The sequence below is a fragment of the Neisseria sp. genome (genome assembly GCF_030527965.1).
GTDB lineage: Bacteria > Pseudomonadota > Gammaproteobacteria > Burkholderiales > Neisseriaceae > Neisseria.
This window is the reverse complement of the sequence record NZ_JAUMZU010000012.1, coordinates 60,976-85,892: the sequence shown is the minus strand read 5'-3', so window position 1 is coordinate 85,892 and position 24,917 is coordinate 60,976. Positions and strand designations below refer to the sequence as shown.

Here is a 24,917-nt window from a genome sequence, read left to right as displayed (position 1 = left end):
TTTTAAAACAATTAGTAAAGCATGATTTGTACTAGTTATCTAGGACAGCCCCATTATTTTTATTAAAGGTTCCAACGATTCTGCCGCGAATTGTTTTCGCTTCATTTAAGCTGCCCGAAGCATCGGCCGTTACTACAACTTTTCCAAATCGATTAATAATTAATAAGTCTCCACCAATTTGGCGACTAGCAGTTGGGTGTTTACGTACAGCGTTAATCGTCCCTCCTGGTTCGCTATTAGACTGGGTTAAACCAGTAGCACCACGCAATACCTCAATATGATCATAAAAAGCTAAATTAGTCATGCTCTGCGGATCATTCCACGTATTACCGGATGCTCCTGCGACCGTAGTGGAAATACCATCTTCTTCAATTTGATCGATATAAAAACCCCGACTTTGATAGCACCAACGAGCACTATCTGGAATGACATTAATTCCAGTAGTGGTTTTCAAAGCATCTTCCATACTGGTAATGCCACGATCGTCCAATTGTGTTTTCGTAATCACACTAACCGACTGCGGCGTTTCCTTCGGTGATAATGCCAAACCAGTTGTCGTGCGCATAGCGGAAGTTGTATAGGAATCGCGGTTTTCAGTACGAGTGCTTCTGCTTTGCCCCGTTACATTAACGGTAGATACCTCGGTAGAAGAGTCATCCGCGAAGCTTTGCCCACTCAGTGCTAAAAATGCGGCTAACGTTGTTAGCTTAAATGTTTTCTGTTGCATAAAATTCTCTCTGAAATGAAATATAGTAAATTACTTTGTAATTTTATCACTTTTTGTAATTAAACTACATTAAACAGTCAAATACGACAAACCTTTCGCCTTATTGTTGTTTAATAGAAACAGTTATTATTTTTCAAATAGTTATGCAAAATAGATGCTTGTCTGAAAACTAAAAACCGCCGACTATAAATAGTCGGCGGTTCTTTGTTACACAAAGTTCAAGCCAAATGCTTATTCGGGCAATTCCTCACCTACTGTCGGCTCTCCGGCTTCATTAGCCTCCGCCCATTCACGACGACGGGTGCGATGGTAAGTCAAACCGGTACCGGCAGGGATAAGGCGGCCGACAATCACGTTTTCCTTCAAACCGCGCAATTCATCGTGTTTACCCATAATAGCGGCTTCGGTTAACACTCTCGTAGTTTCCTGGAACGATGCGGCTGAAATGAAACTGTCGGTAGACAACGAGGCTTTTGTGATACCCAACAAAATGTTTTCAAAACGAGCAGGCTCTTTGCCTTCGGCTTCCGCTTTTTCATTGGCCATCATCACATCCGCCCGCTCCACTTGCTCGCCGGGGATAAAGCCGGTTTCGCCTGCGTCGGCAATATTAACGCGACGCAACATCTGGCGAATGATAACCTCAATGTGCTTGTCGGAAATCTTCACGCCTTGCAAGCGATACACCTCCTGCACTTCCTGTACGATATAGCGTGCCAGAGCTTCGATTCCTTGCAAGCGCAGAATATCATGCGGATCCACCGCGCCGTCAACAATGGTCTCGCCGCGGTTAACCACTTGGCCGTCATGCACCAGAATCTGTTTCTCTTTGGAAATCAGAGTTTCATACGCCACACCGTCCAAATCAGTGATAATCAAACGTTGCTTACCTTTGGTCTCTTTACCAAACGATACCGTACCGGTTACTTCCGCCAGCATTCCGGCATCTTTTGGTACGCGGGCTTCAAACAACTCCGCCACCCGCGGCAGACCACCGGTAATATCGCGGGTTTTGGATGAGGCTTGCGGAATACGGGCCAATACATCACCCTTACCTACTTCCTGGTCTTCGCGAACGGTAATGATGGCGCCAACCGGGAAAGCCATAGATACGGCGGTTTCCGTACCCGGGATTCTTACTTCTTCCCCATTTTCATCCAAGAGTTTTACCGTCGGCCGCAACAATTTGGATGTGCTGGACGCGCGACGCTTACCATCAATCACCACCAAAGTGGATAAACCGGTAATTTCATCGGTTTGTTTGGTTACGGTTACGCCTTCTTCGATGTTTTCAAATTTCACACGACCCGCGTGTTCAGTAATCATCGGTCGAGTATGCGGATCCCATGTCGCCAGCGTTTGGCCTGCTTTCACACCCGAACCGTCGTTAACCAACAAGGTCGCACCGTAAGGTACTTTGTGACGCTCGCGCTCACGGCCGATGTCATCATGAATCACAACTTCGCAAGAACGACCGATAACAATCAACTCGCCCTTATTGTTCATCAAATAACGCATCTGGCTGTTAAAGCGCGCCGTACCATTCGATTTGGCTTCGACTTGGCTGGCAGCGGCGGCACGCGATGCAGCACCACCGATGTGGAAGGTACGCATGGTCAACTGAGTACCCGGCTCACCAATAGATTGTGCGGCAATAACACCAACCGCTTCACCGGCATTAACCAATTTACCACGCGCCAAGTCGCGGCCATAACATTTGGCACACAAACCGTAACGGGTTTTACAGGTAATCGGCGTACGTACTTTAACTTCATCCACACCTGAGTTATCAATCAGATCAACCAACTGCTCATTCAACAGCGTACCGGCTTCCACCAACGTTTCGTCACTGGAAGGATCAACCACATCGGCAGCCGTTACACGGCCCAGAATACGATCGCGCAAAGGCTCGATAACATCGCCGCCCTGCACCACCGCTTTCATAACGAAACCGTCCGAAGTGCCGCAATCATCTTCGATAACAACCAAATCCTGAGTCACGTCTACCAATCGACGGGTCAGATAACCTGAGTTAGCCGTTTTCAAGGCCGTATCCGCCAAACCTTTACGCGCACCGTGCGTCGAAATAAAGTATTGCAATACGGTCAGACCTTCACGGAAGTTGGCGGTAATCGGCGTTTCTATAATCGAACCGTCTGGTTTGGCCATCAAACCGCGCATACCCGAAAGCTGCTTAATCTGAGCTGCCGAACCACGGGCACCTGAGTCGGCCATCATGTAGATGGAGTTGAATGACTCTTGATCCACCTCTTTGCCTTCACGATCCAACACTTTCTGGGTAGACAAATTATCCATCATCGCTTTCGCGATTTTATCGCCGGTACGACCCCAGATATCGACTACCTTGTTATAGCGCTCGCCGTTGGTTACCAAGCCTTGACGGTACTGGTCTTCAATTTCCTTCACTTCGCCTTGCGCTTCTGCCAACAATTCAGCTTTCTGTGCAGGTACTTCCATATCGTCCACACAAATGGAAATACCACCTTTGGCTGCCAATGCGAAACCGGTATACATCAAATGGTCGGCAAAAATAACCGTATCGCGCAAACCGCACAAGCGGAAAGATGCGTTAATCAGCTTGGAAATTTCTTTTTTCTTCAGCGCCTTGTTTACATATTCAAACGGCAGGCTTTTCGGCAGAATTTCGCTCAGTAGCGCACGACCTACAGTGGTTTCATAGCGGTTAAGAACCGGTTCGAATTCACCTTCGTCGTTTTTCACCCATTCACGAATACGCACGGTAATTTTCGTACCCAATTCCACTTGTTTGGTATGGTAGGCACGATGCACTTCTTTCACGTCGGCAAACAAACTGCCTTCGCCTTTGCCGTTGATTTTGTCCCGAGTCATATAATACAGACCCAACACGATATCTTGCGAAGGCACGATAATCGGTTCGCCGTTGGCGGGCGACAATACGTTATTAGAGGCCAGCATCAAGGTGCGGGCTTCCATTTGCGCTTCCAAACTCAATGGAACGTGCACAGCCATTTGGTCACCGTCAAAGTCGGCGTTGAACGCCGCGCAGACCAGCGGATGCAATTGAATGGCTTTACCTTCAATCAAAATCGGCTCGAACGCTTGAATACCTAAACGGTGCAAGGTCGGCGCACGGTTCAGCATAATCGGATGTTCGCGGATCACTTCTTCCAAAATATCCCAAACTTCAGGCACTTCCTGCTCAACGAGTTTTTTGGCCGCCTTCACGGTAGAAGCCAAACCTTGCAATTCCAATTTATGGAAAATAAAAGGTTTAAACAATTCCAGCGCCATTTTTTTCGGCAAACCGCATTGGTGCAAGCGCAGGTAAGGACCAACAGTAATCACGGAACGGCCAGAATAGTCGACGCGTTTACCCAGCAGGTTTTGACGGAAACGACCGCCTTTACCCTTAATCATATCGGCCAGTGATTTAAGCGGGCGTTTATTGGCACCTGTCATCGCTTTACCGCGACGACCATTATCCAACAAGGAATCCACTGCTTCTTGCAACATGCGTTTTTCATTACGCACGATAATGTCAGGCGCATGTAATTCCAGCAAGCGTTTTAAGCGGTTATTACGGTTAATCACTCGGCGATACAAGTCATTCAAATCGGATGTAGCAAAACGACCGCCATCCAACGGCACCAACGGGCGCAAATCGGGCGGCAAGACTGGCAATACGTCCATAATCATCCATTCCAGCTTCATACCACTGCGCTGGAAGGCCTCCAATACTTTTAGACGTTTGGCAATTTTTTTGATCTTGGTATCAGAACCGGTTGAATCCAATTCCTGACGCAGTAATTCCACCTCGGCGCTAATATCCAGATTACGCAACAAGTCGCGAATGCCTTCGGCACCCATTTTGGCATCAAAATCGTCGCCGAATTCTTCCAGCTTGTTGTAATAGTCTTCTTCGGTTAACAACTGGCGGCGTTGCAACGGCGTCATACCGGGATCTGTCACCACAAACGCTTCAAAATACAAGACACGCTCGATATCACGCAAGGTCATATCCAATACCATACCCAAGCGGGAAGGCAAGGATTTCAAAAACCAAATGTGTGCGATCGGCGCAGCCAGCTCGATATGACCCATCCGTTCGCGACGCACTTTGGAAAGCGTTACTTCCACTCCGCATTTCTCACAAGTAACACCTTTGAATTTCAATCGTTTGTATTTACCGCACAAGCACTCGTAGTCTTTAACCGGACCAAAGATTTTGGCGCAAAACAAGCCGTCACGCTCGGGTTTGAATGTTCGGTAGTTAATGGTTTCGGGTTTCTTTACCTCCCCGTAAGACCAAGATCGGATGGTTTCGGGAGAAGCGATGCCGATTTTAATCGCGTCGAATTCTTCTTCCATCCCTGACGATTGCAGGGGATTGAACAAGTCTAACAAAGCTTTCATTTTTGCTCCTTTTAAGGAAGTATCTTTTTCTGCCTCTCTTTTCAGACAGGCATCATTGTTCGGGATTATGCCGCTAGGTATGCACCACAGTTAAAGCTGGCGAAACCTAGTTTCGGTAAGGAAGCCTGTCTGAAAAAGCATCAAGCGGTTTCAGACAGGCATTGCCACTGGAATCAGTTGCGCTCCAAATCAATATCCAAACCTAACGAACGGATTTCTTTAACTAATACGTTGAAAGACTCCGGCATGCCCGCATCGATTTTGTGCTCGCCCTTAACGATGTTTTCGTACATTTTGGTACGACCGGTTACATCATCCGACTTCACAGTAAGCATTTCTTGCAAGGTGTAGGCTGCACCGTAAGCTTCCAGTGCCCATACCTCCATCTCACCGAACCGCTGTCCACCGAATTGAGCTTTACCGCCCAACGGTTGTTGCGTAACCAAAGAGTACGGACCAGTAGAACGGGCGTGCATTTTCTCGTCAACCAAGTGGTGCAGCTTCAGATAGTGCATCACACCAACGGTCACTTTACGGTCAAACGGTTCCCCCGAGCGACCATCATAAAGCGTAATTTGCGTTTTGCTGTCGTTAAAGCCCAACTTCTGAACTTCCGGATCATCGTTTGGATAAGCCAAATCTAGCATTTCATAAATTTCTGCCTCTTTGGCACCATCGAACACAGGAGAAGCAAACGTCGCACCTTTTTTCAGATTTTCCGCCAATGTCAAGATTTCTTCGTCGCTCAATTCATTCAAACGTTCCTGCTTGCCGCTGCCGTTATACAACCGGTTTAAAAACGCACGGATTTCGTCTATTTTTCGCTGCTCCGACAACATTCTGTCTATGCGCTCGCCAATACCTTTGGCAGCCCAGCCTAAGTGCACTTCTAGAATCTGACCGATATTCATCCGTGAAGGTACGCCCAACGGGTTCAACACAATATCCACCGGACGGCCGTCGGCCATATACGGCATGTCTTCCACCGGCAAAATACGCGATACCACACCTTTGTTACCATGTCGCCCGGCCATTTTGTCGCCGGCTTGCAAACGGCGTTTGATGGCAATAAATACTTTCACCATTTTTTGAACGCCCGGTTGCAGCTCGTCGCCTTGAGTCATTTTTTTCTTTTTAATTTCATAAAGAACTTCCGACTCTTCGCGTTTTTGTTGCAAACTCAACTTAATCAATTCAAGCTGTTTAGCCAGATCTTCATCTACCGGACGAATATCAAACCAATCGTGTTTGCTTGGCAAACTGCTTAAGTATTCAGTTGTAATTTCACTGCCTTTGGCCAACTTCATCGGGCCGCCGTTGGCTTTTTGCCCAACCAGCATGCGCTCAATACGGTCAAATGCATCGTTATCAAAAATCCGCAATTGGTCGCCCAAGTCCTGACGATAGCGTTTCAATTCCGCATCGATAATAGATTGAGCACGCTTATCGCGCGGGATACCTTCACGAGTAAAGACTTGTACGTCAATAACCGTACCGCTCATACCGGTAGGCATGCGTAACGAGGTGTCTTTCACATCAGAGGCTTTCTCACCAAAAATCGCGCGAAGCAGCTTCTCTTCAGGTGTAAGTTGAGTCTCGCCTTTAGGCGTTACTTTACCTACCAGTACATCGCCTGCTTCAACCTCCGCGCCAATATACACGATACCGCTTTCATCCAAACGGTTCTGCATACGTTCCGACAAATTCGGAATATCTCGGGTAATTTCTTCCGCACCCAATTTAGTGTCGCGAGCAACTACATTCAATTCTTCAATATGAATGGAAGTATAGCGATCATCTGCCGCCACTTTTTCCGAAATCAAAATGGAATCTTCATAGTTATATCCGTTCCACGGCATAAAAGCGATGGTCATGTTTTGACCTAAAGCCAATTCCCCCAAGTCGGTAGATGCACCATCAGCCACCACATCACCACGTTGCAACACATCACCGGCTTTTACAACAGGACGCTGGTTAATGTTAGTAGATTGGTTCGAACGGGTGAATTTAACCAGATTATAGATATCCACACCCACTTCACCTGCCGTGGCTTCATCATCATGCACACGAACCACAATACGGTTTGCATCAACATACTCCACCACACCGCCGCGACGCGCTACAATAGCCGTAGCTGAGTCAACAGCAACCGATCGTTCGATGCCCGTACCCACCATCGGTTTTTCCGGGCGCAAACACGGTACGGCTTGCCGTTGCATGTTGGCACCCATCAAAGCACGGTTCGCATCATCATGTTCCAAGAACGGAATCAAAGAGGCTGCTACCGATACCACTTGACCGGTTGCCACATCCATATATTGCACACGATCGGCGGTTGCCATAATGGTTTCGCCTTTTTCACGACACGTAATCAAATCGCCTGTCAGCTTACCATTCTCATCCAAATCCGCATTGGCCTGCGCAATAACATAACGGCCCTCTTCGATTGCAGATAAATAATCGATTTCATTTGTTACCTTACCATCCACAACACGACGATAAGGCGTTTCCAAAAAGCCGTACTCGTTGGTACGCGCATAAACAGATAAAGAATTAATCAAGCCGATATTCGGACCTTCCGGCGTTTCAATCGGGCAAACACGACCGTAATGAGTCGGATGTACGTCGCGCACCTCAAATCCTGCACGCTCACGAGTCAAGCCTCCCGGGCCTAATGCTGATACACGGCGTTTATGCGTAATTTCAGACAAGGGATTGGTCTGATCCATGAACTGACTTAATTGGCTGGAACCGAAAAATTCTTTAATCGCCGCAGAAACCGGTTTGGCATTAATCAAATCGGTGGGCATCAAATTTTCCGACTCAGCTTGATTCAAACGTTCTTTAACGGCTCGTTCTACACGCGACAAACCACTGCGGAATTGATTTTCGGTCAACTCACCTACTGAGCGCACACGACGGTTACCCAAGTGGTCAATATCATCCACTTCTCCATGCCCATTACGCAATTCAACCAAAGTAGCGATTGATACAACGATATCCTCCACGCTCAGTACATAACCACCCTTCTCTGCCGCTCCGGCAAAAGTCTGGTTAATCAAACGGCCATACCAAGATGCGTTTTGAGCATCAGTTAATTTTTGCTCATATGTACGCGTATTGAATTTCATCCGACCTACGCGCGACAAATCATAACTGTCTTCATTGAAAAATAAACGATTGAACAACAGCTCAACTGCTTCTTCAGTAGGCGGTTCGCCAGGACGCATCATACGGTAAATCGCAACTCGCGCAGCTTGCTGATCCAGTGTTTCATCTGTACTCAAAGTAGCTGAAATATAGCCACCTTGATCCAATTCATTGATATATAAAGTTTGTAAATCCGTTACCCCATGAATGTCCATTTGGGCTAACAATTCTTCAGTAATCTCATCATTAGCAACGGCCAACACCTCTCCCGTATCCGGAACAACCACGTCTTTAGCCAGAATCTTGCCTAGTAAAGCATCCGCCTCAACAGACAACCGTTTCAAACCGGATTTCTCAATATCACGGATATTTTTTACTGTAATCCGTTTGCCCGCTTGCACCAAAACTTTACCATCGGCATCAACGATATCTAACTTGGCCGTTTCTCCTTTCAAACGGGCTGGCACCAAATCTGTCTCAATCCCGTTTTTAGAAAGATAGAATGTTTCTTTATCGTAGAAAATATCTAAAATTTGCTCGTTGTTATATCCTAATGCCTTTAACAAAATCGTCACCGGCATTTTGCGGCGGCGGTCAATACGAAAATAAAGTAAATCTTTAGGATCAAACTCAAAATCAAGCCAAGAACCACGATAAGGAATTACGCGAGCCGAAAACAATAGTTTGCCGGAAGAATGGGTTTTGCCACGGTCATGTTCGAAAAACACACCGGGCGAACGGTGCAATTGAGATACGATGACACGCTCCGTACCATTAATCACAAATGAACCACTGGGTGTCATTAGCGGAATTTCACCCATATAAACTTCATTTTCTCGCACTTCTTTAACAGTAGGCTTAGAAGATTCTTTATCTAAAATAACCAAACGGATGCGGGCACGCAAAGGAGCAGCATAAGTGATTCCTCTTAACTGGCATTCAGAAATATCAAAAAGAGGCTCTCCCAATACATAATGGACAAATTCCAGACGAGCATAACCGTTATGACTCACAATCGGGAAAATTGAGTTAAAAGCGGCTTGGAGACCATCATCTTTGCGCTTATCAAATGATTTATCTTGTTGTAAAAACTTTGAATAAGAATCCAACTGCGTTGCCAACAAAAACGGCACGTTCAAAACATTAGCACGTTTCGCAAAACTCTTACGAATACGTTTCTTCTCAGTAAACGAATAACTCATATAACACCCCACCAAGTGAAACAATTAAAATAACGGGCTACAGCTATCAACTATAGCTATCTGCAATTCAAACTCAAGTTCAAAATTACATAAAATTACATAAAAAAACGATCAAAATATAAATTTATGTAAATTTAAACCAATAAGAAATAATAGAAGCGAAATAAGGCTGGCAGTAAACTGCCAGCCCATTTGGAAAAAGGAATTACTTGATTTCGACTTTAGCGCCTGCTTCTTCCAATTGTTTTTTGATGTCATCTGCTTCAGCTTGAGATACACCTTCTTTAACAGTTTTAGGAGCACCGTCAACCATATCTTTAGCTTCTTTGAGGCCCAAACCAGTAATTGCACGAACCACTTTAATCACGCCAACTTTTTGATCGCCTGCAGCAGTCAAAATAACATCAAATTCAGTTTTTGCTTCAGCAGCAGCGCCACCGGCAGCAGGGCCTGCAGCTACTGCAACAGCGGCAGCTGAAACACCAAATTTCTCTTCGAACGCTTTAACTAAGTCGTTCAATTCCATAACAGTCAAGTTACCAACTGCTTCCAAAATGTCTTCTTTAGTAATAGCCATGCTATCAAACTCCTAATATTTTAAACTCAGAAATTAATATAAATATGACAAAACCGAATTAAGCGGCTTCGCTTTCTTTTTTCTCTGCCAAAGCAGCCAATCCACGAGCAAGGCTTGAAATCGGCGCTTGCATAACAAATAACAATTTAGACAACAATTCTTCACGGCTCGGAATAGATGCCAACTCACCAACTTGGCTTGCATCCATCAATTCGCCATTATAAGAACCAGCCTTAATAATTATTTTGTCATCTTTTTTCGAGAACTGATGCAGTACTTTCGCAGCTGCCACGGCATCTTCTGATGCAGCATAAACCAAAGGACCCACCATTTGATCTGCTAATGCAGCAAACGGCGTATCTGCAACTGCTCTTCTAACTAATGTATTTTTCAAAACGCGCAAATAAACGCCTTCTTTACGAGCATTAGAACGAAGTTCAGTCATATTGGCAACACTGATACCGCGATATTCAGCAATAACCATAGTTTGAGCATTAGCAATACCAGCACTAATTTCTTCTACGGCTGCTTTCTTGGCTTCAATATTGAGACTCAAGGTCCACCTCCTACTGTTTATCATCAAAGTATCTAAATATTCAGATACTTCACCAGTTCGGCAACCTGAAAAGACATTTTGCAAGTCATTCTTGCTTAAAACTTCAGGACTACCGTCTGCGTAGGGTTTGTTTATTAAATCATGAAGATCCCTACGGTCTTGGACATCTACTTAATTTTTATTAAGTAGCCCACTTTAAATCAACTCCATCGCAATACGACAGAGTTGGTTCAATTACAAATTAATTATTTACACTTGCAGAATCAACTCTAACGCCTAAACCCATGGTACTGCTAACGGCAATTTTCTTTAAATATTGCCCTTTAGAAGCTGCAGGCTTAGCTTTCACTAAAGCATCTAGTAATGCGTTAAAGTTTTCTTTCAAGTCAGTTTCCGAGAAAGAAGCACGACCAATCGTAGCATGAACGATACCAGCTTTATCGGTACGATATTGTATTTGCCCTGCTTTTGCATTTTTAACAGCATCAGCAACGTTAGGAGTTACCGTACCTACTTTAGGATTAGGCATCAAACCACGAGGACCCAAAATGGTACCCAACTGACCAACAATACGCATTGCATCAGGCGATGCAATAACCACATCAAAATTCAAATTACCTTTTTTAACTTCTTCAGCCAAGTCCTCAAAGCCTACTATATCTGCACCAGCAGCTATAGCTGCTTCAGCATTCGCACCTTGAGCAAAAACAGCCACACGAGTAACCTTACCCGTACCCTTAGGCAATACAACAGATCCTCTAATAACCTGATCGGATTTACGTGGATCAACTCCCAAATTAAAAGATGCGTCAACAGACTCATCAAATTTAGCAGTTGCTGATTTCTTCACCAAAGCAATAGCTTCATCGATCGGATATAGTTTGTTAGAATCAAATGACTCACGTAGAGATTTCAACCGTTTAGAAATTTTAGCCATTTACACACCCTCCACATCAAGACCCATAGAACGGGCGGATCCAGCAATAGTACGAACGGCGGCATCTAAATCAGCAGCAGTTAAATCAGGCTCTTTTGTTTTAGCAATCTCTTCAAGTTGTGCACGAGTCACTTTACCTACTTTATCAGTCAACGGATTAGAGCTTCCCTTTTGCAAACCAACTGCTTTTTTCAATAGAATTGAAGCAGGCGGGGTTTTCATCACAAAAGTAAAAGACTTATCAGCAAATGCTGTGATTACAACAGGAATTGGCAAACCAGGTTCCATTCCCTGAGTTGCCGCATTAAATGCTTTACAAAATTCCATAATATTCAAACCACGCTGACCGAGCGCAGGGCCAACAGGTGGGGATGGATTTGCTTTACCTGCAGGAATCTGCAGTTTAATATAACCAACAATTTTTTTTGCCACAACTAGCTCCTAAAAATGGGTATGACGCAGAATATTAAAAAGTTCCGCTTCCCTAAAACGAATTTATAATTTTAACACTTATAAATCTATTTTCCAATAGAAATTTTTTAAATAAAACTACTTTCGTATAAATTAAAAAGTAGCTTTGGAAAATCATATAACTGAAACTCTTATTTTTGACAAATTTACACTTTTTCTACCTGCCCAAATTCCAACTCAACCGGCGTTTCTCTTCCAAATATTTGTACCAAAACCCTTAATTTATTTTTCTCATAATCAACAACCTCTACTACTCCACTAAAATCTGCAAACGGGCCTTCATTCACCCTAACTTGCTGACCTATATCAAACTCAACTTTCGGCTTGGGCTTACGATCAGTTCCATGTGCATTCACTTGCCCCATAATGACGTCTACTTCCTTCGGGGTAATAGGAAGTGGTTTATTAGCCTTACCACCAATAAAACCATTTACTCGCGGAGTGCTTTTTACCAAATGCCATGACTCATCTGTCATTTCCATTTCCACAAGCACATAGCCTGGAAAGAATTTCCTCTCACTTACAGTACGGCGACCATTTTTAATATCAACCACCTCTTCAACCGGAACCAAAATCTCTCCAAAATAACTTTCCATCTTTTCACGCAAAATACGTTCTTTCAAAGTTTTTTGGACATTTTTCTCAAATCCTGAATAAGCCTGGACCACATACCAGCGTTTAGACATTTTTAGCCTTTCAGCAATACTGTATTGAACACAATGGAAATCAAACTATCCACACCATAAATAAAGGCAGACAGAATTGCCACAAAAATAATTACCCTAACAGTAATTTTAATTGACTCAGCTCTGGTTAACCAAACAACTTTTTTAAACTCGTTGTAAGAATCACTCACATACTCTAGAAAGGCTCTTCCAAACTGACACCAGAATAGAATTAACACTAAAGCGATTAATCCGCTTACAGCCAAAGCACCTTGCTTCGCATAAGAAGGTATCGTTAAAACATTTGAATAATATGCCCATAGACCTACACCAAACACAGCTAAAGCAATCAATAACTTAAAAAAGTCGAGGATACTGAATCTTTTTTTAATTTGCTTCGCAGATTTGACGCCTGTCGACAATGACTCAAGCGGAGTTTTTGCTGTCATTATTAAACCTAAGCTAAAATAATAAAAACTAACCGACTACAAGGCCGGTTAGTTTTTTTGATTTGGCAGGCCAGGAGGGTCTCGAACCCCCAACCCTCGGTTTTGGAGACCGATACTCTACCAATTGAGCTACTGGCCTCTATAGATTAAGCGATGATAGAAGATACCACACCGGCACCTACGGTACGACCACCTTCACGAATCGCAAAGCGCAGACCGTCTTCCATCGCAATCGGAGCAATCAGTTCTACTGTAATCGTTACGTTCTCACCAGGCATTACCATTTCAACACCATCTTCCAGAGTAACCGCACCGGTAACATCTGTTGTACGGAAGTAGAATTGCGGACGGTAGTTGGCGAAGAACGGAGTATGACGACCACCTTCTTCTTTGCTCAAAACGTAAACTTCCGCTTTGAATTTGGTATGAGGAGTAATCGAACCCGGTTTAGCCAATACTTGGCCGCGTTCAACCTCTTCACGTTTAGTACCACGCAACAGAACACCTACGTTATCACCGGCTTGACCTTGATCCAACAGTTTGCGGAACATTTCCACACCGGTACAAGTGGTTTTCTGAGTCGCTTTCAAGCCAACGATTTCAATCTCGTCACCAACATTGATGATACCGCGCTCTACACGACCGGTTACTACAGTACCACGACCGGAAATAGAGAATACGTCTTCGATAGGCAACAAGAAAGGTTTGTCTACCGCACGCTCAGGTGTCGGAATGTAGCTATCCAATGCAGCAGCCAGTTCAAAGATTTTTTCTTTGTAAGCGGCATCACCTTCCAAGGCTTTCAAAGCAGAACCTTGAACGATCGGGCAGTCGTCTCCCGGGAAGTCGTAGCTGCTCAGCAGGTCGCGGATTTCCATCTCAACCAGCTCCAACAGCTCGGCATCATCAACCATGTCGCATTTGTTCATGAATACCAAGATATAGGGAACGCCTACCTGACGAGCCAACAGGATGTGTTCGCGGGTTTGCGGCATCGGGCCGTCGGCAGCAGATACCACCAGAATCGCGCCGTCCATTTGGGCCGCACCGGTAATCATGTTTTTAACATAGTCGGCGTGACCCGGGCAGTCTACGTGTGCGTAGTGGCGGGTTTCGGTTTCATATTCAACGTGTGAAGTGTTGATGGTAATACCGCGGGCTTTTTCTTCCGGGGCATTGTCGATTTGGTCGTAGCCTTTTGCCTGACCGCCGAATTTTTCAGCCAAAATAGTGGTCAGTGCAGCGGTCAATGTGGTTTTACCATGGTCAACGTGACCAATGGTGCCAACGTTTACGTGCGGTTTGCTACGTTCGAATTTCTCTTTAGCCATGGCAATTTCCTGTGTATAAAATATCTAACAAAGTTAAGGAATTTAAGAATTTGGTGCCCATGGGCAGATTTGAACTGCCGACCTCTCCCTTACCAAGGGAGTGCTCTACCCCTGAGCTACATGGGCTAATATGATTGGAGCGGGTGAAGGGAATCGAACCCTCACCGTAAGCTTGGAAGGCTTCTGCTCTACCATTGAGCTACACCCGCATACTTACTATTCTTTAGCCCCATTAACTATGAATGGTTGGTGGTGGGAGAAGGATTCGAACCTTCGAAGCTCTCGCAACAGATTTACAGTCTGCCCCCTTTGACCGCTCGGGAATCCCACCTAAAACTGAAGAATACGATAATACGAATTTGCTTTAAAATCGTCAAGAATTATTTTCTTAATTTTCGTTTCAAATAATTTAATATGCTAATTTATAAAAAGATTATTTTAATTTATTTCGCCGTAATAATACGCTCATATTTAGCCTGTAGTTCGGCTTGAGTTTCGGGATGCTCTTCGTCAATCAATATGCAATCCACCGGGCACACCTGCTGACACTGCGGCTCGTCATAATGACCTACGCATTGAGTGCATAGACCCGGATTAATTTCATAGATTTCTTCACCTTGAGATATAGCATCGTTTGGGCATTCTGGCTCGCACACGTCACAGTTGATGCACTCATCGGTAATTAAGAGTGACATTTCACAATCCTTAAATTTGAAAATAATTATTTTGGGATAATTGGTTTGTAATTATAACACAGTCTGGGTTTGTTGCTCTTAGTTTAAAGCTTTTTGCAATTTGATAATCGTTATTATAATCAAGAATCTATAGCCATCATTAATACAAACAAAAAGCCTTTGGTTTATTGCTGTTCGCTTGTTGTTTTATTAAATGACATGGTATTCCTTTAAGAAGAATTTACTTTTCCCTGATTTCCCTTCGCGAAAATCTATTAACCATTCAGGGAAAGCGGGAATATTGCCTACTTCAATGTACACTTTGGCTTTTTCAAACAGGCACTGGTGTAACTTCGTAAACAAAACTGGCCAATCACTCCACGCAAAAGGCGGATCCAAAAAAACGACATCAAACTGTTGGTCAACATTTTGCAAGTATGAAAGTGCGTCACCCATCAATACGGACACGCTATTATTCAAGCCAAGCGTTTCGATATTTCGTTTCAAAACATGAGCCGCATTGCGATTTTTTTCTACCATAACGACATTTGCAGCATTTCGGGATGCGGCTTCTAACCCAAGTGCACCGCTTCCTGCAAACAGATCCAATACATTCAAACCCGTCAAATCCTGCCCCAACCAATTAAAAAGGCGTTCCCGTACCATATCAGCCGTTGGTCTCAGCCCTTCCGAAGATGCAAAGTTAACTTTCCTTCCTCTGCACACTCCCCCGATAATTCGTACTTGATTACTATGTTGGTATGTAGGCATGATGTCTCCTTTTTCAGACAGGCTTTGCCAATAGAATGCCTGTCTGAAATATTTAGTGTGTTTTCAGACAGGCATTGTTGAGATAGAAAATAAAACGAATATTTGCGTCTATCTGCTTATGCTTTTGGTTCCGGAGGCTCGATTTGTTCGCTCCAGCCGCAATCTTTTTGCGGACAAACCTTTTCAACACCTCTGCGCTTGGTCGTTTTTATGGTCAAAACAGGCCAATGGCACTTGGGGCAAGTTTCCGCAAGCGGTGGATTCCAAACGGCATAATCACAATCAGGATAAGTGTTGCAGCTATAAAACAACTTACCATAGCGTGATTTGCGCTCAATCAACTGACCTTTGCCACACTTCGGACAAGCAACGCCCGTTTCTTTTGGCTTTTCCAAGGGTTCGATATGTTTACATTTCGGATAGTTGGCACAACCGATAAACTTACCATAGCGGCCTTTTTTGTAAACCAATTGCCCGCCACATTTCGGACACTCCCGCCCTTCCACCACACTAGGCTCTTCCAATTCTTTCGCGGCATCTTCTGCGGTTTCATTCATATTACGGGTATAGTCGCAATCCGGATAACCTGAACAGGCGATAAAGCGCCCCCGTTTGCCAAATTTAATTTGTAATTTATGAGTACCACACTTCGGGCAGGTTTCATCCAGCTCTTCGGTAGTAATTTTGGCGCGCTCGATGCCTTCTTTCTCTACCACTTGCTTATGAAAGCCTTTCCAGAATTTATCCATTACAGGAATCCACTGGCGCTTGCCGTTAGCAATTTCATCCAAGCTGTCTTCCAGCTTGGCCGTGAAATCATAATCGACATACTGCTCGAAATGTTCCGTAAGGAATTTATTAACAATATCTCCGGTATCAGTCGGCATAAAGCGGCGCTGATCTACCGTGACATATTCTCTGTCTTTGAGCGTTTTAATAATGCTGGCATAAGTAGAAGGCCGACCGATGCCGAAGTCTTCCAAGGCTTTAACCAAAGTAGCTTCGTTAAAGCGAGGCGGCGGTTGGGTAAAATGTTGCTCACCATAAAGCTTATCTACCGGCAGCACTTCACCCTCTTTCAATTCAGGTAGTTTTTTGTTGTTTTCATCGCCATCGTCTTCATCCTGCCCTTCTTGGTAAACATGCAGAAAACCCGGAAACGACAAAACTTGGCCTGTCACACGGAACATACCTTGCCCGACTTGTATGTCGACCGTAGTAGCATCAAATTTGGCATCGACCATCTGGCAAGCCACCGCACGCTGCCAGATCATTTGATAAAGCTTAAACTGATCGCTGCTTAAAAAAGGCTTCACGTTTTCCGGCGTACGGTAAACCGACGTGGGGCGAATAGCTTCGTGCGCTTCCTGGGCATTTTTAGACTTGGTTTTATAAACCCGCGCATCCTTCGGTAGAAAATCAGAACCGACTTGTTTTTCAATATAATGACGCAATTCGGTTACTGCATCGGCAGAAAGATTCACACTGTCGGTACGCATATAAGTAATCAAGCCGACCGCGCCTTGCCCGACATCAATACCTTCGAATAATTGTTGTGCCATACGCATCGTACGATCGGTTGTCATACTGAGTTTGCGAACCGCATCTTGCTGCATCGTCGATGTAGTGTAAGGCGCAACCGGTTTGCGGGTGGCCTTTTTTTTCACCACTTCGGCCACTACAGCCTGTTGACCCTCCAAGCCTTTCAATACCTCAGCCTGCGAAGACTCGTTAGGCAAGGAAAACTGCTCCAATTTATTTCCCTGCCAATGAGTCAGCTTAGCATTGAATTTTTGCCGTCCTTTATGGCTATCCATATGAACAGACCAATATTCCTGACTCTCAAATGCCTTGATTTCATTTTCACGCTCGCAAATCAAGCGCAACGCAGGGCTTTGCACCCTTCCTGCACTTAATCCGCGACGAATTTTTTTCCACAACAAAGGAGACAAGTTAAAGCCGACCAAATAATCCAACGCACGGCGCGCCTGTTGTGCATCCACCAGATTGAAATCCAGATTGCGCGGATGCTGGATAGCCTCCTGCACTGCTTTTTTAGTTACTTCATGAAATACGACACGCTGCGGCTGAATATTTTTCAAACCGCGTTTGCTTTTCAGAATTTCCCACAAATGCCATGAAATGGCTTCCCCTTCCCTATCCGGGTCGGTTGCCAAATAAATGTTTTCCGCTTCCTTGGCCGCCGCTACAATCGCATCGACATGCTTGCTGTTTTTCGCAATGATTTCATATTTCATCGAAAAATCATGCTCAGGATCAACCGCCCCGTTTTTAGGAATCAAATCTCGTACATGCCCGTAAGATGCCAGCACCTGAAAATCCGGCCCGAGGTATTTCTGCATGGATTTCGCTTTGGTTACCGACTCGACAATTAACAAATTCTTTGTCATTTATATCGCTCTCTATTTTGAAATTATTATGTGTATTCAGACAGGCATTAATTAATACACATGCCTGTCTGAAACATAGATACCGAAAAAATCATTTCAGTGCATCGTTGCCGCCCCATGCAGCGCGACCATTAAATCATCACCGATTAAAACGGGCAGCTCTGCTCTATGCGCCCACAAGACCAGCAATGCCAGTATCTTCGCCATATCAACCGTGATTTCTTCCGGTGGCATAGAAAGCAAAGCATTTAGCACAAATTCACGTTGCCCCGCATTAATGGCCTCTTCCCGCTCTAAATAATGCAGCAACCCCAACACTTCCTGTGGCAATACTTCCAATTCTTCAGGACTATAAACCCGCATCGATCGCCCTGCCTCTTCAGAAGAAAAAGTTATTTGCGGCTGATTTTCCAATGCTTCCAGCAACATCAATAAATTACCGATTTCCACATCACCAAAACCGGCTTCCTCTAATAACGCACCTAAATCGCTTGGCGGCGGGCAGGCATCAAAATCCCGAAAATGTTCAATTAAAAAAGCAATTACATCTGCCATACTGTTCCTTAAATAATCTCGTCTAAGGGCCAATCCATACTATTAATATTATTTTCTGACCCGCTGATAACGTCCGCCCGGCATCGCCGCAACCACACCGAGTAGTTCCATTTCCAATAACAAAGCGTATACATCCGCCGTTGCCAAATCAAGCCGACCGGCCAGGCTATCAGGATGAACCGGATCATATCCCATCGCCTCAAGAACGCTATCTGCTTCCGTATTTACACCTATGTGTTCCGCTGCTTTATCAGCCTGAAAGCTCGTTTGTTTGCTGGCATTTTCTCCCGCAACACTGGTTTGGGAAACGGAATCGCTATATATAGAATATGACGACATTCCCGTTTTGTGCAATAGTTGAGGGCATTCTTGTAAAATATCCTCTAAATTTTCCACCAATTTGGCGCCTTCTTTAATCAATTTATGGCAACCTTTACTGTGTGGATTGTCAATCGACCCGGGCACGGCCATAACCTCCCTGCCCATTTCGCCTGCCAATCTAGCTGTAATCAGCGAACCAGACTCTACCGCCGCCTCCACCACCAACGTAGCCTGAGATAAAGCTGCAATCAATCTGTTTCTACGCGGGAAATTACCTGCAAGAGGGCGTGTACCCAAGGGAAACTCAGAAACAATCAAGCCCGTTTCTGCAATCTGATATGCTAGTTGTTTATTAGCCTGAGGGTAAATCCTATCGATTCCCGTGCCCCACACAGCCACCGTCCCCGCCGATCCGTCTAACGCACCTTGATGCGCTGCGGTATCAATCCCGGAAGCCATACCCGATACGACACCAATCCCTTGCTCCGACAGCGCCTTGGCAAAATCACGAGCAATCCGCATAGCCTGCGGCGTGGCATGACGGCTGCCAACGATTGCTACTGACGGACGCATCAACAATTCAGATCGGCCGCGTAAGAAAAGTAAAGGAGGCGGAGTCAATCCTTCGGCCAACATCATTGGAAAATCCGCTTCATTCAAGAGCATTAACCGGCAACCCTCACCTTGCGCCCATGTTAATGCCGCATCGGCAGCCATTTTAGCCTGCTCTCTGTTTTTATCCCACTCTGCAACGGCCTGCTTATGATGAACCAACTGCTTAATCTGTTCCACAGGTGCAGCCAACACTTGACTCGCCGTACCGAAAAACCGGATTAATTTAACAAAGCTTTCGGCACCGATATAAGGCGTTAGCGCTAATTGAACCCAAGCATAATACTCTTGATGATTCATACTCCCCCTACTTTCGCAATGTGTTTTCAGACAGGCATATGCCTGTCTGAAATAATTTTTAGATATTAATTATGAGCCCCGCCGAACAAAAAACCGCAAGAAACGATTAAATCAATATACTGTCTTTTAATCGCACTAATCATTGCCCAGCATCAAAGCGAAGAATGGGTTGGGCTCTGTCGAATACAGAGCCCAACCCATTCACAATCCTTACGTCAACACCATCAAATTAATAAGGATTGATATTGCTTCGATAATTGTATTCGTTATGTTCCGTATCGTGAGATTCTTGCGGTGCATTTCTGACATGCGGCTTGTCGCCCGGCATATTGTCGAGATCCTGCCCCGGTTCAGAAGCAACGTCGCCAATATTAATATTAGTCAAGCTCTCCAAAATGATAGCGGAAGACAAATGTTCGCTGGTTTTGTATACCATCGCCAAACCCACTTCTTCAGCTGGAATCGACACATATTTCAGCGTGCTACGGCGGCCTTTTTTGCCGTCGTCAAACTCCATTTTCACTTGGCGGCTTTTCTTATAAAGGCTAACGACACTGCCTTGATCCAATCCGTCTGCTTCGCCTTTGTTCAAAGTAATGGTTTGGAATTGACCGGCCTCGCTGATTCCGTCAAGAATCGAGACGACCCGTGCGTCGATATGTTGACTGGGAGAATGAGGCTGGATTTTTTGATTGAAATTCTGCAGATTCTCATCAATTTTCAATAAATAATCACCTTCTTTGATTTCAGAAATCGCCTCTTCCACAATCATTGGTTGTGCGGTTTTTGTCGGAATTTTAAGCAGCGGATGCTGGCGGGTATAATACTCACCATCTTTTAAATATTCCGCATCTTTCTCACTACGGGCATCCAATGCACTATTGGTATAAGGCAAGGTGTTCAAAACACCGCTAAACACCACTTCCTGACCCAAATATTTATGGGTTTCAGGATCCAATACGTCTTTACGCGCACGATACACCAAATAACGGCCGGGCTCTTTAACACCATAAGCATAAACACGATCGCCGCGGCTATACATGATGCGATTTTCCGGCCCTTTAATCAGGCGCGGCGCATCTTGTGTTTCAGCTTGCGGAATTACTTGCGGATGCCGCATGAACATACGGAAAAAATCAACGTTAATGGCTTGAATGCCATAACCGGAAGACACTTCGCGCACGCGCGGTGCCAGTTTGACGGTTGGAATACGCTCTGTCTGATTATAAGTACGGCTTACCGCATGCCTGACTTTTTTCGGTTTGGCTTTCGTTTTTGCCACTGCCGGTGCCGAAATAGCCACGCCAAGCGCGCAAAGCAAGGTTATAATACGTTTTTGCATGACAAACTCCCCTTGAAATAACTTCAATACTGTCATCTATAATTCATTTAATTAAACAAACGAGTCAATTAAACTTGACCCGCCCCGGATGCTATTGCGGTATTTTAACACCGTTTTCGGTTAATATCCTAGCGTTGAAAGAAAACACACACTATTGTTACTGAGAAGATTATGGCATTACTAAACATTCTGAAATACCCGGACGAACGGCTTCATATCGTGGCGAAACCCGTAGAAAAAGTTGATGATCGGATTAAAACTTTGGTAGCCGATATGTTTGAAACCATGTACGAGGCACGCGGCATCGGCTTGGCCGCTACGCAGGTCAACGTACACGAACGGGTGGTGGTGATGGACTTAAGTGAAGAGCATAACGAACCGCGCGTCTTCATCAATCCGATTATTACCCATAAAGACGGCGAAACCACTTACGAAGAAGGTTGCTTATCGGTTCCTGGCATTTACGATACCGTTACCCGTGCCGAACGTGTAACCGTTGAAGCGCTAAACGAAAACGGTGAAAAATTCGTGTTAGAAGCCGATGGACTGTTGGCCATTTGCATACAACATGAGCTGGATCACTTGATAGGCAAAATATTCGTCGAATATCTATCCCCGCTCAAGCAGAATCGCATCAAAACCAAGTTAAAAAAGCGTGCCAAACACGATTTGTAATTTTCAGACAGGCATTACCTTTTATGAACGTTATCTTTGCCGGCACCCCCGATTTTGCCGCCGCCGCGCTGCAAGCCATTGCTGATGCAGGGTTTACCATTCCATTAGTATTAACCCAGCCCGACCGCCCGAAAGGCCGCGGCATGCAGCTGCAAGCCAGCCCGGTCAAACAACTCGCACAAACCCTCGGCCTGACGGTGGCTCAACCAAAAACATTGCGCAGCGAAGAAGCGCAAGACTTGTTACGACAGCAAAATGCCGACGTAATGGTGGTAGCCGCCTACGGTCTGATTCTGCCGGAAGCGGTTTTAAATATCCCGGTACACGGCTGTCTGAACATTCACGCTTCGTTGCTTCCCCGCTGGCGCGGTGCCGCGCCGATACAACGCGCAATCGAGGCGGGCGACAGCGAAACAGGCGTTTGTATCATGCAAATGGATGCCGGCCTTGATACCGGCGCCGTAATTAGCGAGCACCGGTATCCCATTAAAAACATGGATACCGCCCGTGAAGTTCATGATGCATTGGCACTTATCGGCGCACGCGCTATAGTTGCCGATTTACAACAACTTGCCCTTTCCCGCCAACTGCCCGCCGCACCGCAAAGTGAAATCGGTGTTACTTATGCTCAAAAATTAAGCAAAGAAGAAGCCAAAATCAACTGGAACGAACCGGCGGATCTTATCGAACGCAAAATCCGCGCCTTCAACCCTACGCCAGCCGCATGGACTCAATGGCAAAATGCCCCTCTAAAAATCTGGCAGGCCGAAGTAGTGGCACACAACGGCAAAGCCGGCGAGATATTACGCTGTGATTCAAACGGCCTGCTTGTGGCCTGCGGTAATAATGCCCTGCGCATCACGTCTTTACAACCGGCAGGCAGCAAACGAATGGATATCGCAGCCTTCACTGCCGGACACCTTATTCCTGCAGGAACACAGTTATGAGCCTATCGCGCGTGCAAACCTTGGCAGCACAGAGTGTCGGCGCTGTAGCAGCGGGCAAGAACCTGCAAGATACCTTATCCGAAATCCGATCCGCCCACCCCGAGCTAAGCTCGTCTGAAAAAGGTGCTTTGCAAGACATCGCCTACGGCTGCCAACGTTATGCCGGCAGTTTGCGTTTTATGTTATCGCAAATGATTAAAAAGCCAGTCAGCCACCCCGATCTGAACAGCCTATTACTGGTAGCTCTGTATCAATTAAACCACACACGAAATGCACCGCACGCCGTGGTTAACGAAGCGGTACAAGCCGCTTCCCGCATCGAGAACGGCCGGTTTCGTGCCTTTGCCAATGCCATTTTACGCCGTTTCCTGCGCGAACAAGATAAACTCAATGCTCAATGTAAAAACCATACCGAAGCCAAATACAACCACCCCGAATGGTGGGTTGCCTATCTGAAAAACCACTATCCGAAACACTGGAACAACATCATTACCGCGTTCCAATCCCACCCGCCGCTAACCTTACGCATCAATTGCCGGCACGGTGATGCGCAAAGCTACTCGGAAGAATTAGCGGCCAACGGCATTGCAGCAAAAATACTGGGGGACCGTGCGGTCAAATTGGAAGAAGCACTACCAGTCGACCAGATACCCGGATTTAATGAAGGGCGGGTATCCGTACAAGATTTCGGCGCCCAACAAGCCGCGCTGATTTTAAACCCGAAAAACGGCGAGCGCATTTTAGACGCCTGTGCCGCACCCGGAGGAAAAACCGGCCACATACTTGAATTGGCAGATTGCCAGCTTACCGCTTTGGATATTGATAATCTGCGATTGGCACGCGTACGCAACAATTTAGCGCGTTTAGGTTTTCAGACAGGCATCAGTATCCGTTGCGCCGACGCACAGGATACCTCATCATGGTATGATGGAAACGCATTCGATGCGATACTGGCCGACATTCCCTGCACAGCTTCGGGCGTCGTCAAGCGCAATCCTGATATCAAATGGTTGCGCCGCCCGTCCGACGCATTCAAAACAGCGCGCCAACAAGAAGCTTTGTTGGATTCGTTGTGGCCTTTGCTCAAAAAAGGCGGTCGCATACTGCTGGCCACCTGCTCCGTCTTTGAAGAAGAAAACAGTAGCCAATTACAAAAATTCCTCAGTAGGCACGCCGACGCACAATGCAAAGAAACACATACTTTACTCCCCAACAGTAATCAAGATGGCTTTTACTACGCGCTTATCCAAAAGCAGTAAGCACCATTTCCTGCTTGCTCTACTCATCGCCTTAATTCCTTTTGCCTCTTTAGCAGAAGGAATAAGCGTATTGCGCGCCCAAGCGCGGCTAACTGGTGACGGACAGCTTGCCGTAAGCAGCCGTTTCAAAACTGAGCTGCCCGACCAACTCAAACAAGCTCTGCAACAAGGTGTCCCCTTACATTTCACTTTAAATTACCAGCTTTCCGCACCCACTTTGGCTGCTTATAAATTCAGGCTCAATCAAATCGTCGGCAGCGACAATCAAGTAACCTACAAATTGTCATACCATCCGTTGACCAACCGCTACCGCATCAGCGTGGGTACTTTTTCCACAGAATACAGCAATCTTGAAACCGCCTTGCGCGGCATCGGCGCCATTTCAGACTGGAAAGTGCTACCACTCGGCACCTTATCCGGCGAGTCTGCCGAGAATATCCAATCGGAAATCCGTTTAACACTCAGCACGGCCAAACTGCCTAAACCTTTCCAAATCAATGCCATCAACTCAAAAAGCTGGCAGCTGGATTCCGGCTGGAAAGATCTCACCGTCTCGACGGAATAAGCGC

General features: G+C 45.6%; 20 protein-coding genes and 4 tRNA genes. 4 read left to right on the top strand and 20 right to left on the bottom strand.

Features of this window, described 5'->3' with window-relative positions:
* Positions 1 to 31: 31 nt before the first annotated feature.
* The 20 genes from Q4A84_RS06930 to Q4A84_RS06835 all read right to left on the bottom strand — a co-directional run bounded on the left by Q4A84_RS06930 (position 32) and on the right by Q4A84_RS06835 (position 21,467).
* Positions 32 to 727, bottom strand: coding sequence for a TonB-dependent siderophore receptor (locus Q4A84_RS06930; RefSeq protein ID WP_303088201.1), 696 nt, complete (start codon positions 725 to 727; stop codon positions 32 to 34).
* A 231-nt stretch (positions 728 to 958) separates the two neighbouring features.
* Positions 959 to 5,143: a DNA-directed RNA polymerase subunit beta' gene (gene rpoC / locus Q4A84_RS06925; RefSeq protein ID WP_303088200.1), complete on the bottom strand. Its 4,185-nt coding sequence runs from the start codon at positions 5,141 to 5,143 to the stop codon at positions 959 to 961.
* A 173-nt stretch (positions 5,144 to 5,316) separates the two neighbouring features.
* Positions 5,317 to 9,495: a DNA-directed RNA polymerase subunit beta gene (gene rpoB / locus Q4A84_RS06920; RefSeq protein ID WP_303088199.1), complete on the bottom strand. Its 4,179-nt coding sequence runs from the start codon at positions 9,493 to 9,495 to the stop codon at positions 5,317 to 5,319.
* A 205-nt stretch (positions 9,496 to 9,700) separates the two neighbouring features.
* Complete coding sequence (gene rplL, locus Q4A84_RS06915) at positions 9,701 to 10,072, bottom strand: 50S ribosomal protein L7/L12 (RefSeq protein WP_303088198.1); 372 nt, start codon at positions 10,070 to 10,072, stop codon at positions 9,701 to 9,703.
* 58 nt (positions 10,073 to 10,130) lie between these two features.
* Positions 10,131 to 10,628 (bottom strand): 50S ribosomal protein L10, encoded by a 498-nt coding sequence (rplJ, locus tag Q4A84_RS06910; protein WP_303088197.1) that lies wholly within the window; start codon positions 10,626 to 10,628, stop codon positions 10,131 to 10,133.
* Positions 10,629 to 10,869: 241 nt separating this feature from the next.
* Positions 10,870 to 11,565, bottom strand: coding sequence for a 50S ribosomal protein L1 (gene rplA, locus Q4A84_RS06905; RefSeq protein WP_303088196.1), 696 nt, complete (start codon positions 11,563 to 11,565; stop codon positions 10,870 to 10,872).
* On the bottom strand, positions 11,566 to 11,997 hold the full coding sequence (gene rplK, locus Q4A84_RS06900) for a 50S ribosomal protein L11 (protein WP_303088195.1): 432 nt from the start codon (positions 11,995 to 11,997) through the stop codon (positions 11,566 to 11,568). It abuts the gene before it with no gap.
* 185 nt (positions 11,998 to 12,182) lie between these two features.
* Positions 12,183 to 12,722, bottom strand: a complete 540-nt coding sequence (gene nusG, locus Q4A84_RS06895; RefSeq protein ID WP_303088194.1) for a transcription termination/antitermination protein NusG — start codon at positions 12,720 to 12,722, stop codon at positions 12,183 to 12,185.
* Between the two features lie 2 nt (positions 12,723 to 12,724).
* A complete protein-coding gene (gene secE / locus Q4A84_RS06890) occupies positions 12,725 to 13,150 on the bottom strand; it encodes a preprotein translocase subunit SecE (RefSeq protein ID WP_303088193.1) in 426 nt (141 codons plus the stop codon).
* Positions 13,151 to 13,213: 63 nt separating this feature from the next.
* Positions 13,214 to 13,289: transfer RNA gene (locus Q4A84_RS06885), tRNA-Trp, on the bottom strand.
* 7 nt (positions 13,290 to 13,296) lie between these two features.
* Complete coding sequence (gene tuf / locus Q4A84_RS06880; protein ID WP_303088192.1) at positions 13,297 to 14,481, bottom strand: elongation factor Tu; 1,185 nt, start codon at positions 14,479 to 14,481, stop codon at positions 13,297 to 13,299.
* 51 nt (positions 14,482 to 14,532) lie between these two features.
* Positions 14,533 to 14,607: transfer RNA gene (locus Q4A84_RS06875), tRNA-Thr, on the bottom strand.
* Between the two features lie 9 nt (positions 14,608 to 14,616).
* Positions 14,617 to 14,690: transfer RNA gene (locus Q4A84_RS06870), tRNA-Gly, on the bottom strand.
* Positions 14,691 to 14,728: 38 nt separating this feature from the next.
* A tRNA-Tyr gene (locus tag Q4A84_RS06865) sits at positions 14,729 to 14,812 on the bottom strand.
* A 112-nt stretch (positions 14,813 to 14,924) separates the two neighbouring features.
* Positions 14,925 to 15,176 carry a YfhL family 4Fe-4S dicluster ferredoxin gene (locus Q4A84_RS06860; protein ID WP_303088191.1) on the bottom strand — a complete coding sequence of 84 codons (252 nt, stop codon included), beginning with the start codon at positions 15,174 to 15,176 and terminating at the stop codon, positions 14,925 to 14,927.
* 189 nt (positions 15,177 to 15,365) lie between these two features.
* Entirely contained in the window at positions 15,366 to 15,926 is a 561-nt protein-coding gene (gene rsmD / locus Q4A84_RS06855; protein WP_303088190.1) for a 16S rRNA (guanine(966)-N(2))-methyltransferase RsmD, read from the bottom strand.
* Positions 15,927 to 16,042: 116 nt separating this feature from the next.
* Positions 16,043 to 18,337, bottom strand: a complete 2,295-nt coding sequence (topA, locus tag Q4A84_RS06850) for a type I DNA topoisomerase (RefSeq protein WP_303088189.1) — start codon at positions 18,335 to 18,337, stop codon at positions 16,043 to 16,045.
* 96 nt (positions 18,338 to 18,433) lie between these two features.
* Complete coding sequence (locus Q4A84_RS06845) at positions 18,434 to 18,892, bottom strand: DUF494 family protein (protein WP_303088188.1); 459 nt, start codon at positions 18,890 to 18,892, stop codon at positions 18,434 to 18,436.
* Between the two features lie 48 nt (positions 18,893 to 18,940).
* Positions 18,941 to 20,125, bottom strand: a complete 1,185-nt coding sequence (gene dprA, locus Q4A84_RS06840; protein WP_303088187.1) for a DNA-processing protein DprA — start codon at positions 20,123 to 20,125, stop codon at positions 18,941 to 18,943.
* Between the two features lie 229 nt (positions 20,126 to 20,354).
* Positions 20,355 to 21,467 carry a peptidoglycan-binding protein LysM gene (locus tag Q4A84_RS06835; protein WP_303088186.1) on the bottom strand — a complete coding sequence of 371 codons (1,113 nt, stop codon included), beginning with the start codon at positions 21,465 to 21,467 and terminating at the stop codon, positions 20,355 to 20,357.
* Positions 21,468 to 21,638: 171 nt separating this feature from the next.
* On the opposite strand from Q4A84_RS06835, the gene def reads away from it, so the two are divergent.
* Genes def through Q4A84_RS06815 form a run of 4 tightly spaced genes read left to right on the top strand, consistent with a single transcriptional unit; the run spans position 21,639 to position 24,913 of the window.
* Positions 21,639 to 22,142: a peptide deformylase gene (def, locus tag Q4A84_RS06830; RefSeq protein WP_303088185.1), complete on the top strand. Its 504-nt coding sequence runs from the start codon at positions 21,639 to 21,641 to the stop codon at positions 22,140 to 22,142.
* Between the two features lie 23 nt (positions 22,143 to 22,165).
* Positions 22,166 to 23,089, top strand: a complete 924-nt coding sequence (gene fmt, locus Q4A84_RS06825) for a methionyl-tRNA formyltransferase (protein ID WP_303088184.1) — start codon at positions 22,166 to 22,168, stop codon at positions 23,087 to 23,089.
* Positions 23,086 to 24,348 (top strand): 16S rRNA (cytosine(967)-C(5))-methyltransferase RsmB, encoded by a 1,263-nt coding sequence (rsmB, locus tag Q4A84_RS06820; protein ID WP_303088183.1) that lies wholly within the window; start codon positions 23,086 to 23,088, stop codon positions 24,346 to 24,348. The genes fmt and rsmB overlap by 4 nt, the downstream gene beginning before the upstream one ends.
* Positions 24,314 to 24,913, top strand: coding sequence for a DUF4390 domain-containing protein (locus Q4A84_RS06815; RefSeq protein ID WP_303088182.1), 600 nt, complete (start codon positions 24,314 to 24,316; stop codon positions 24,911 to 24,913). The genes rsmB and Q4A84_RS06815 overlap by 35 nt, the downstream gene beginning before the upstream one ends.
* Positions 24,914 to 24,917: the final 4 nt, after the last annotated feature.

Excerpts from the sequence above, each read along its gene's own strand:
- Q4A84_RS06860 (WP_303088191.1), bottom strand. The coding sequence starts at position 15,176 with ATGTCACTCTTAATTACCGATGAGTGCATCAACTGTGACGTGTGCGAG.
- rpoC (WP_303088200.1), bottom strand. The coding sequence starts at position 5,143 with ATGAAAGCTTTGTTAGACTTGTTCAATCCCCTGCAATCGTCAGGGATG.
- rplL (WP_303088198.1), bottom strand. The coding sequence starts at position 10,072 with ATGGCTATTACTAAAGAAGACATTTTGGAAGCAGTTGGTAACTTGACT.
- rplA (WP_303088196.1), bottom strand. The coding sequence starts at position 11,565 with ATGGCTAAAATTTCTAAACGGTTGAAATCTCTACGTGAGTCATTTGAT.
- rpoB (WP_303088199.1), bottom strand. The coding sequence starts at position 9,495 with ATGAGTTATTCGTTTACTGAGAAGAAACGTATTCGTAAGAGTTTTGCG.
- rsmB (WP_303088183.1), top strand. The coding sequence starts at position 23,086 with ATGAGCCTATCGCGCGTGCAAACCTTGGCAGCACAGAGTGTCGGCGCT.
- fmt (WP_303088184.1), top strand. The coding sequence starts at position 22,166 with ATGAACGTTATCTTTGCCGGCACCCCCGATTTTGCCGCCGCCGCGCTG.
- nusG (WP_303088194.1), bottom strand. The coding sequence starts at position 12,722 with ATGTCTAAACGCTGGTATGTGGTCCAGGCTTATTCAGGATTTGAGAAA.
- Q4A84_RS06835 (WP_303088186.1), bottom strand. The coding sequence starts at position 21,467 with ATGCAAAAACGTATTATAACCTTGCTTTGCGCGCTTGGCGTGGCTATT.
- Q4A84_RS06845 (WP_303088188.1), bottom strand. The coding sequence starts at position 18,892 with ATGGCAGATGTAATTGCTTTTTTAATTGAACATTTTCGGGATTTTGAT.
- dprA (WP_303088187.1), bottom strand. The coding sequence starts at position 20,125 with ATGAATCATCAAGAGTATTATGCTTGGGTTCAATTAGCGCTAACGCCT.
- Q4A84_RS06930 (WP_303088201.1), bottom strand. The coding sequence starts at position 727 with ATGCAACAGAAAACATTTAAGCTAACAACGTTAGCCGCATTTTTAGCA.
- topA (WP_303088189.1), bottom strand. The coding sequence starts at position 18,337 with ATGACAAAGAATTTGTTAATTGTCGAGTCGGTAACCAAAGCGAAATCC.
- tuf (WP_303088192.1), bottom strand. The coding sequence starts at position 14,481 with ATGGCTAAAGAGAAATTCGAACGTAGCAAACCGCACGTAAACGTTGGC.
- rsmD (WP_303088190.1), bottom strand. The coding sequence starts at position 15,926 with ATGCCTACATACCAACATAGTAATCAAGTACGAATTATCGGGGGAGTG.
- def (WP_303088185.1), top strand. The coding sequence starts at position 21,639 with ATGGCATTACTAAACATTCTGAAATACCCGGACGAACGGCTTCATATC.
- Q4A84_RS06815 (WP_303088182.1), top strand. The coding sequence starts at position 24,314 with ATGGCTTTTACTACGCGCTTATCCAAAAGCAGTAAGCACCATTTCCTG.
- secE (WP_303088193.1), bottom strand. The coding sequence starts at position 13,150 with ATGACAGCAAAAACTCCGCTTGAGTCATTGTCGACAGGCGTCAAATCT.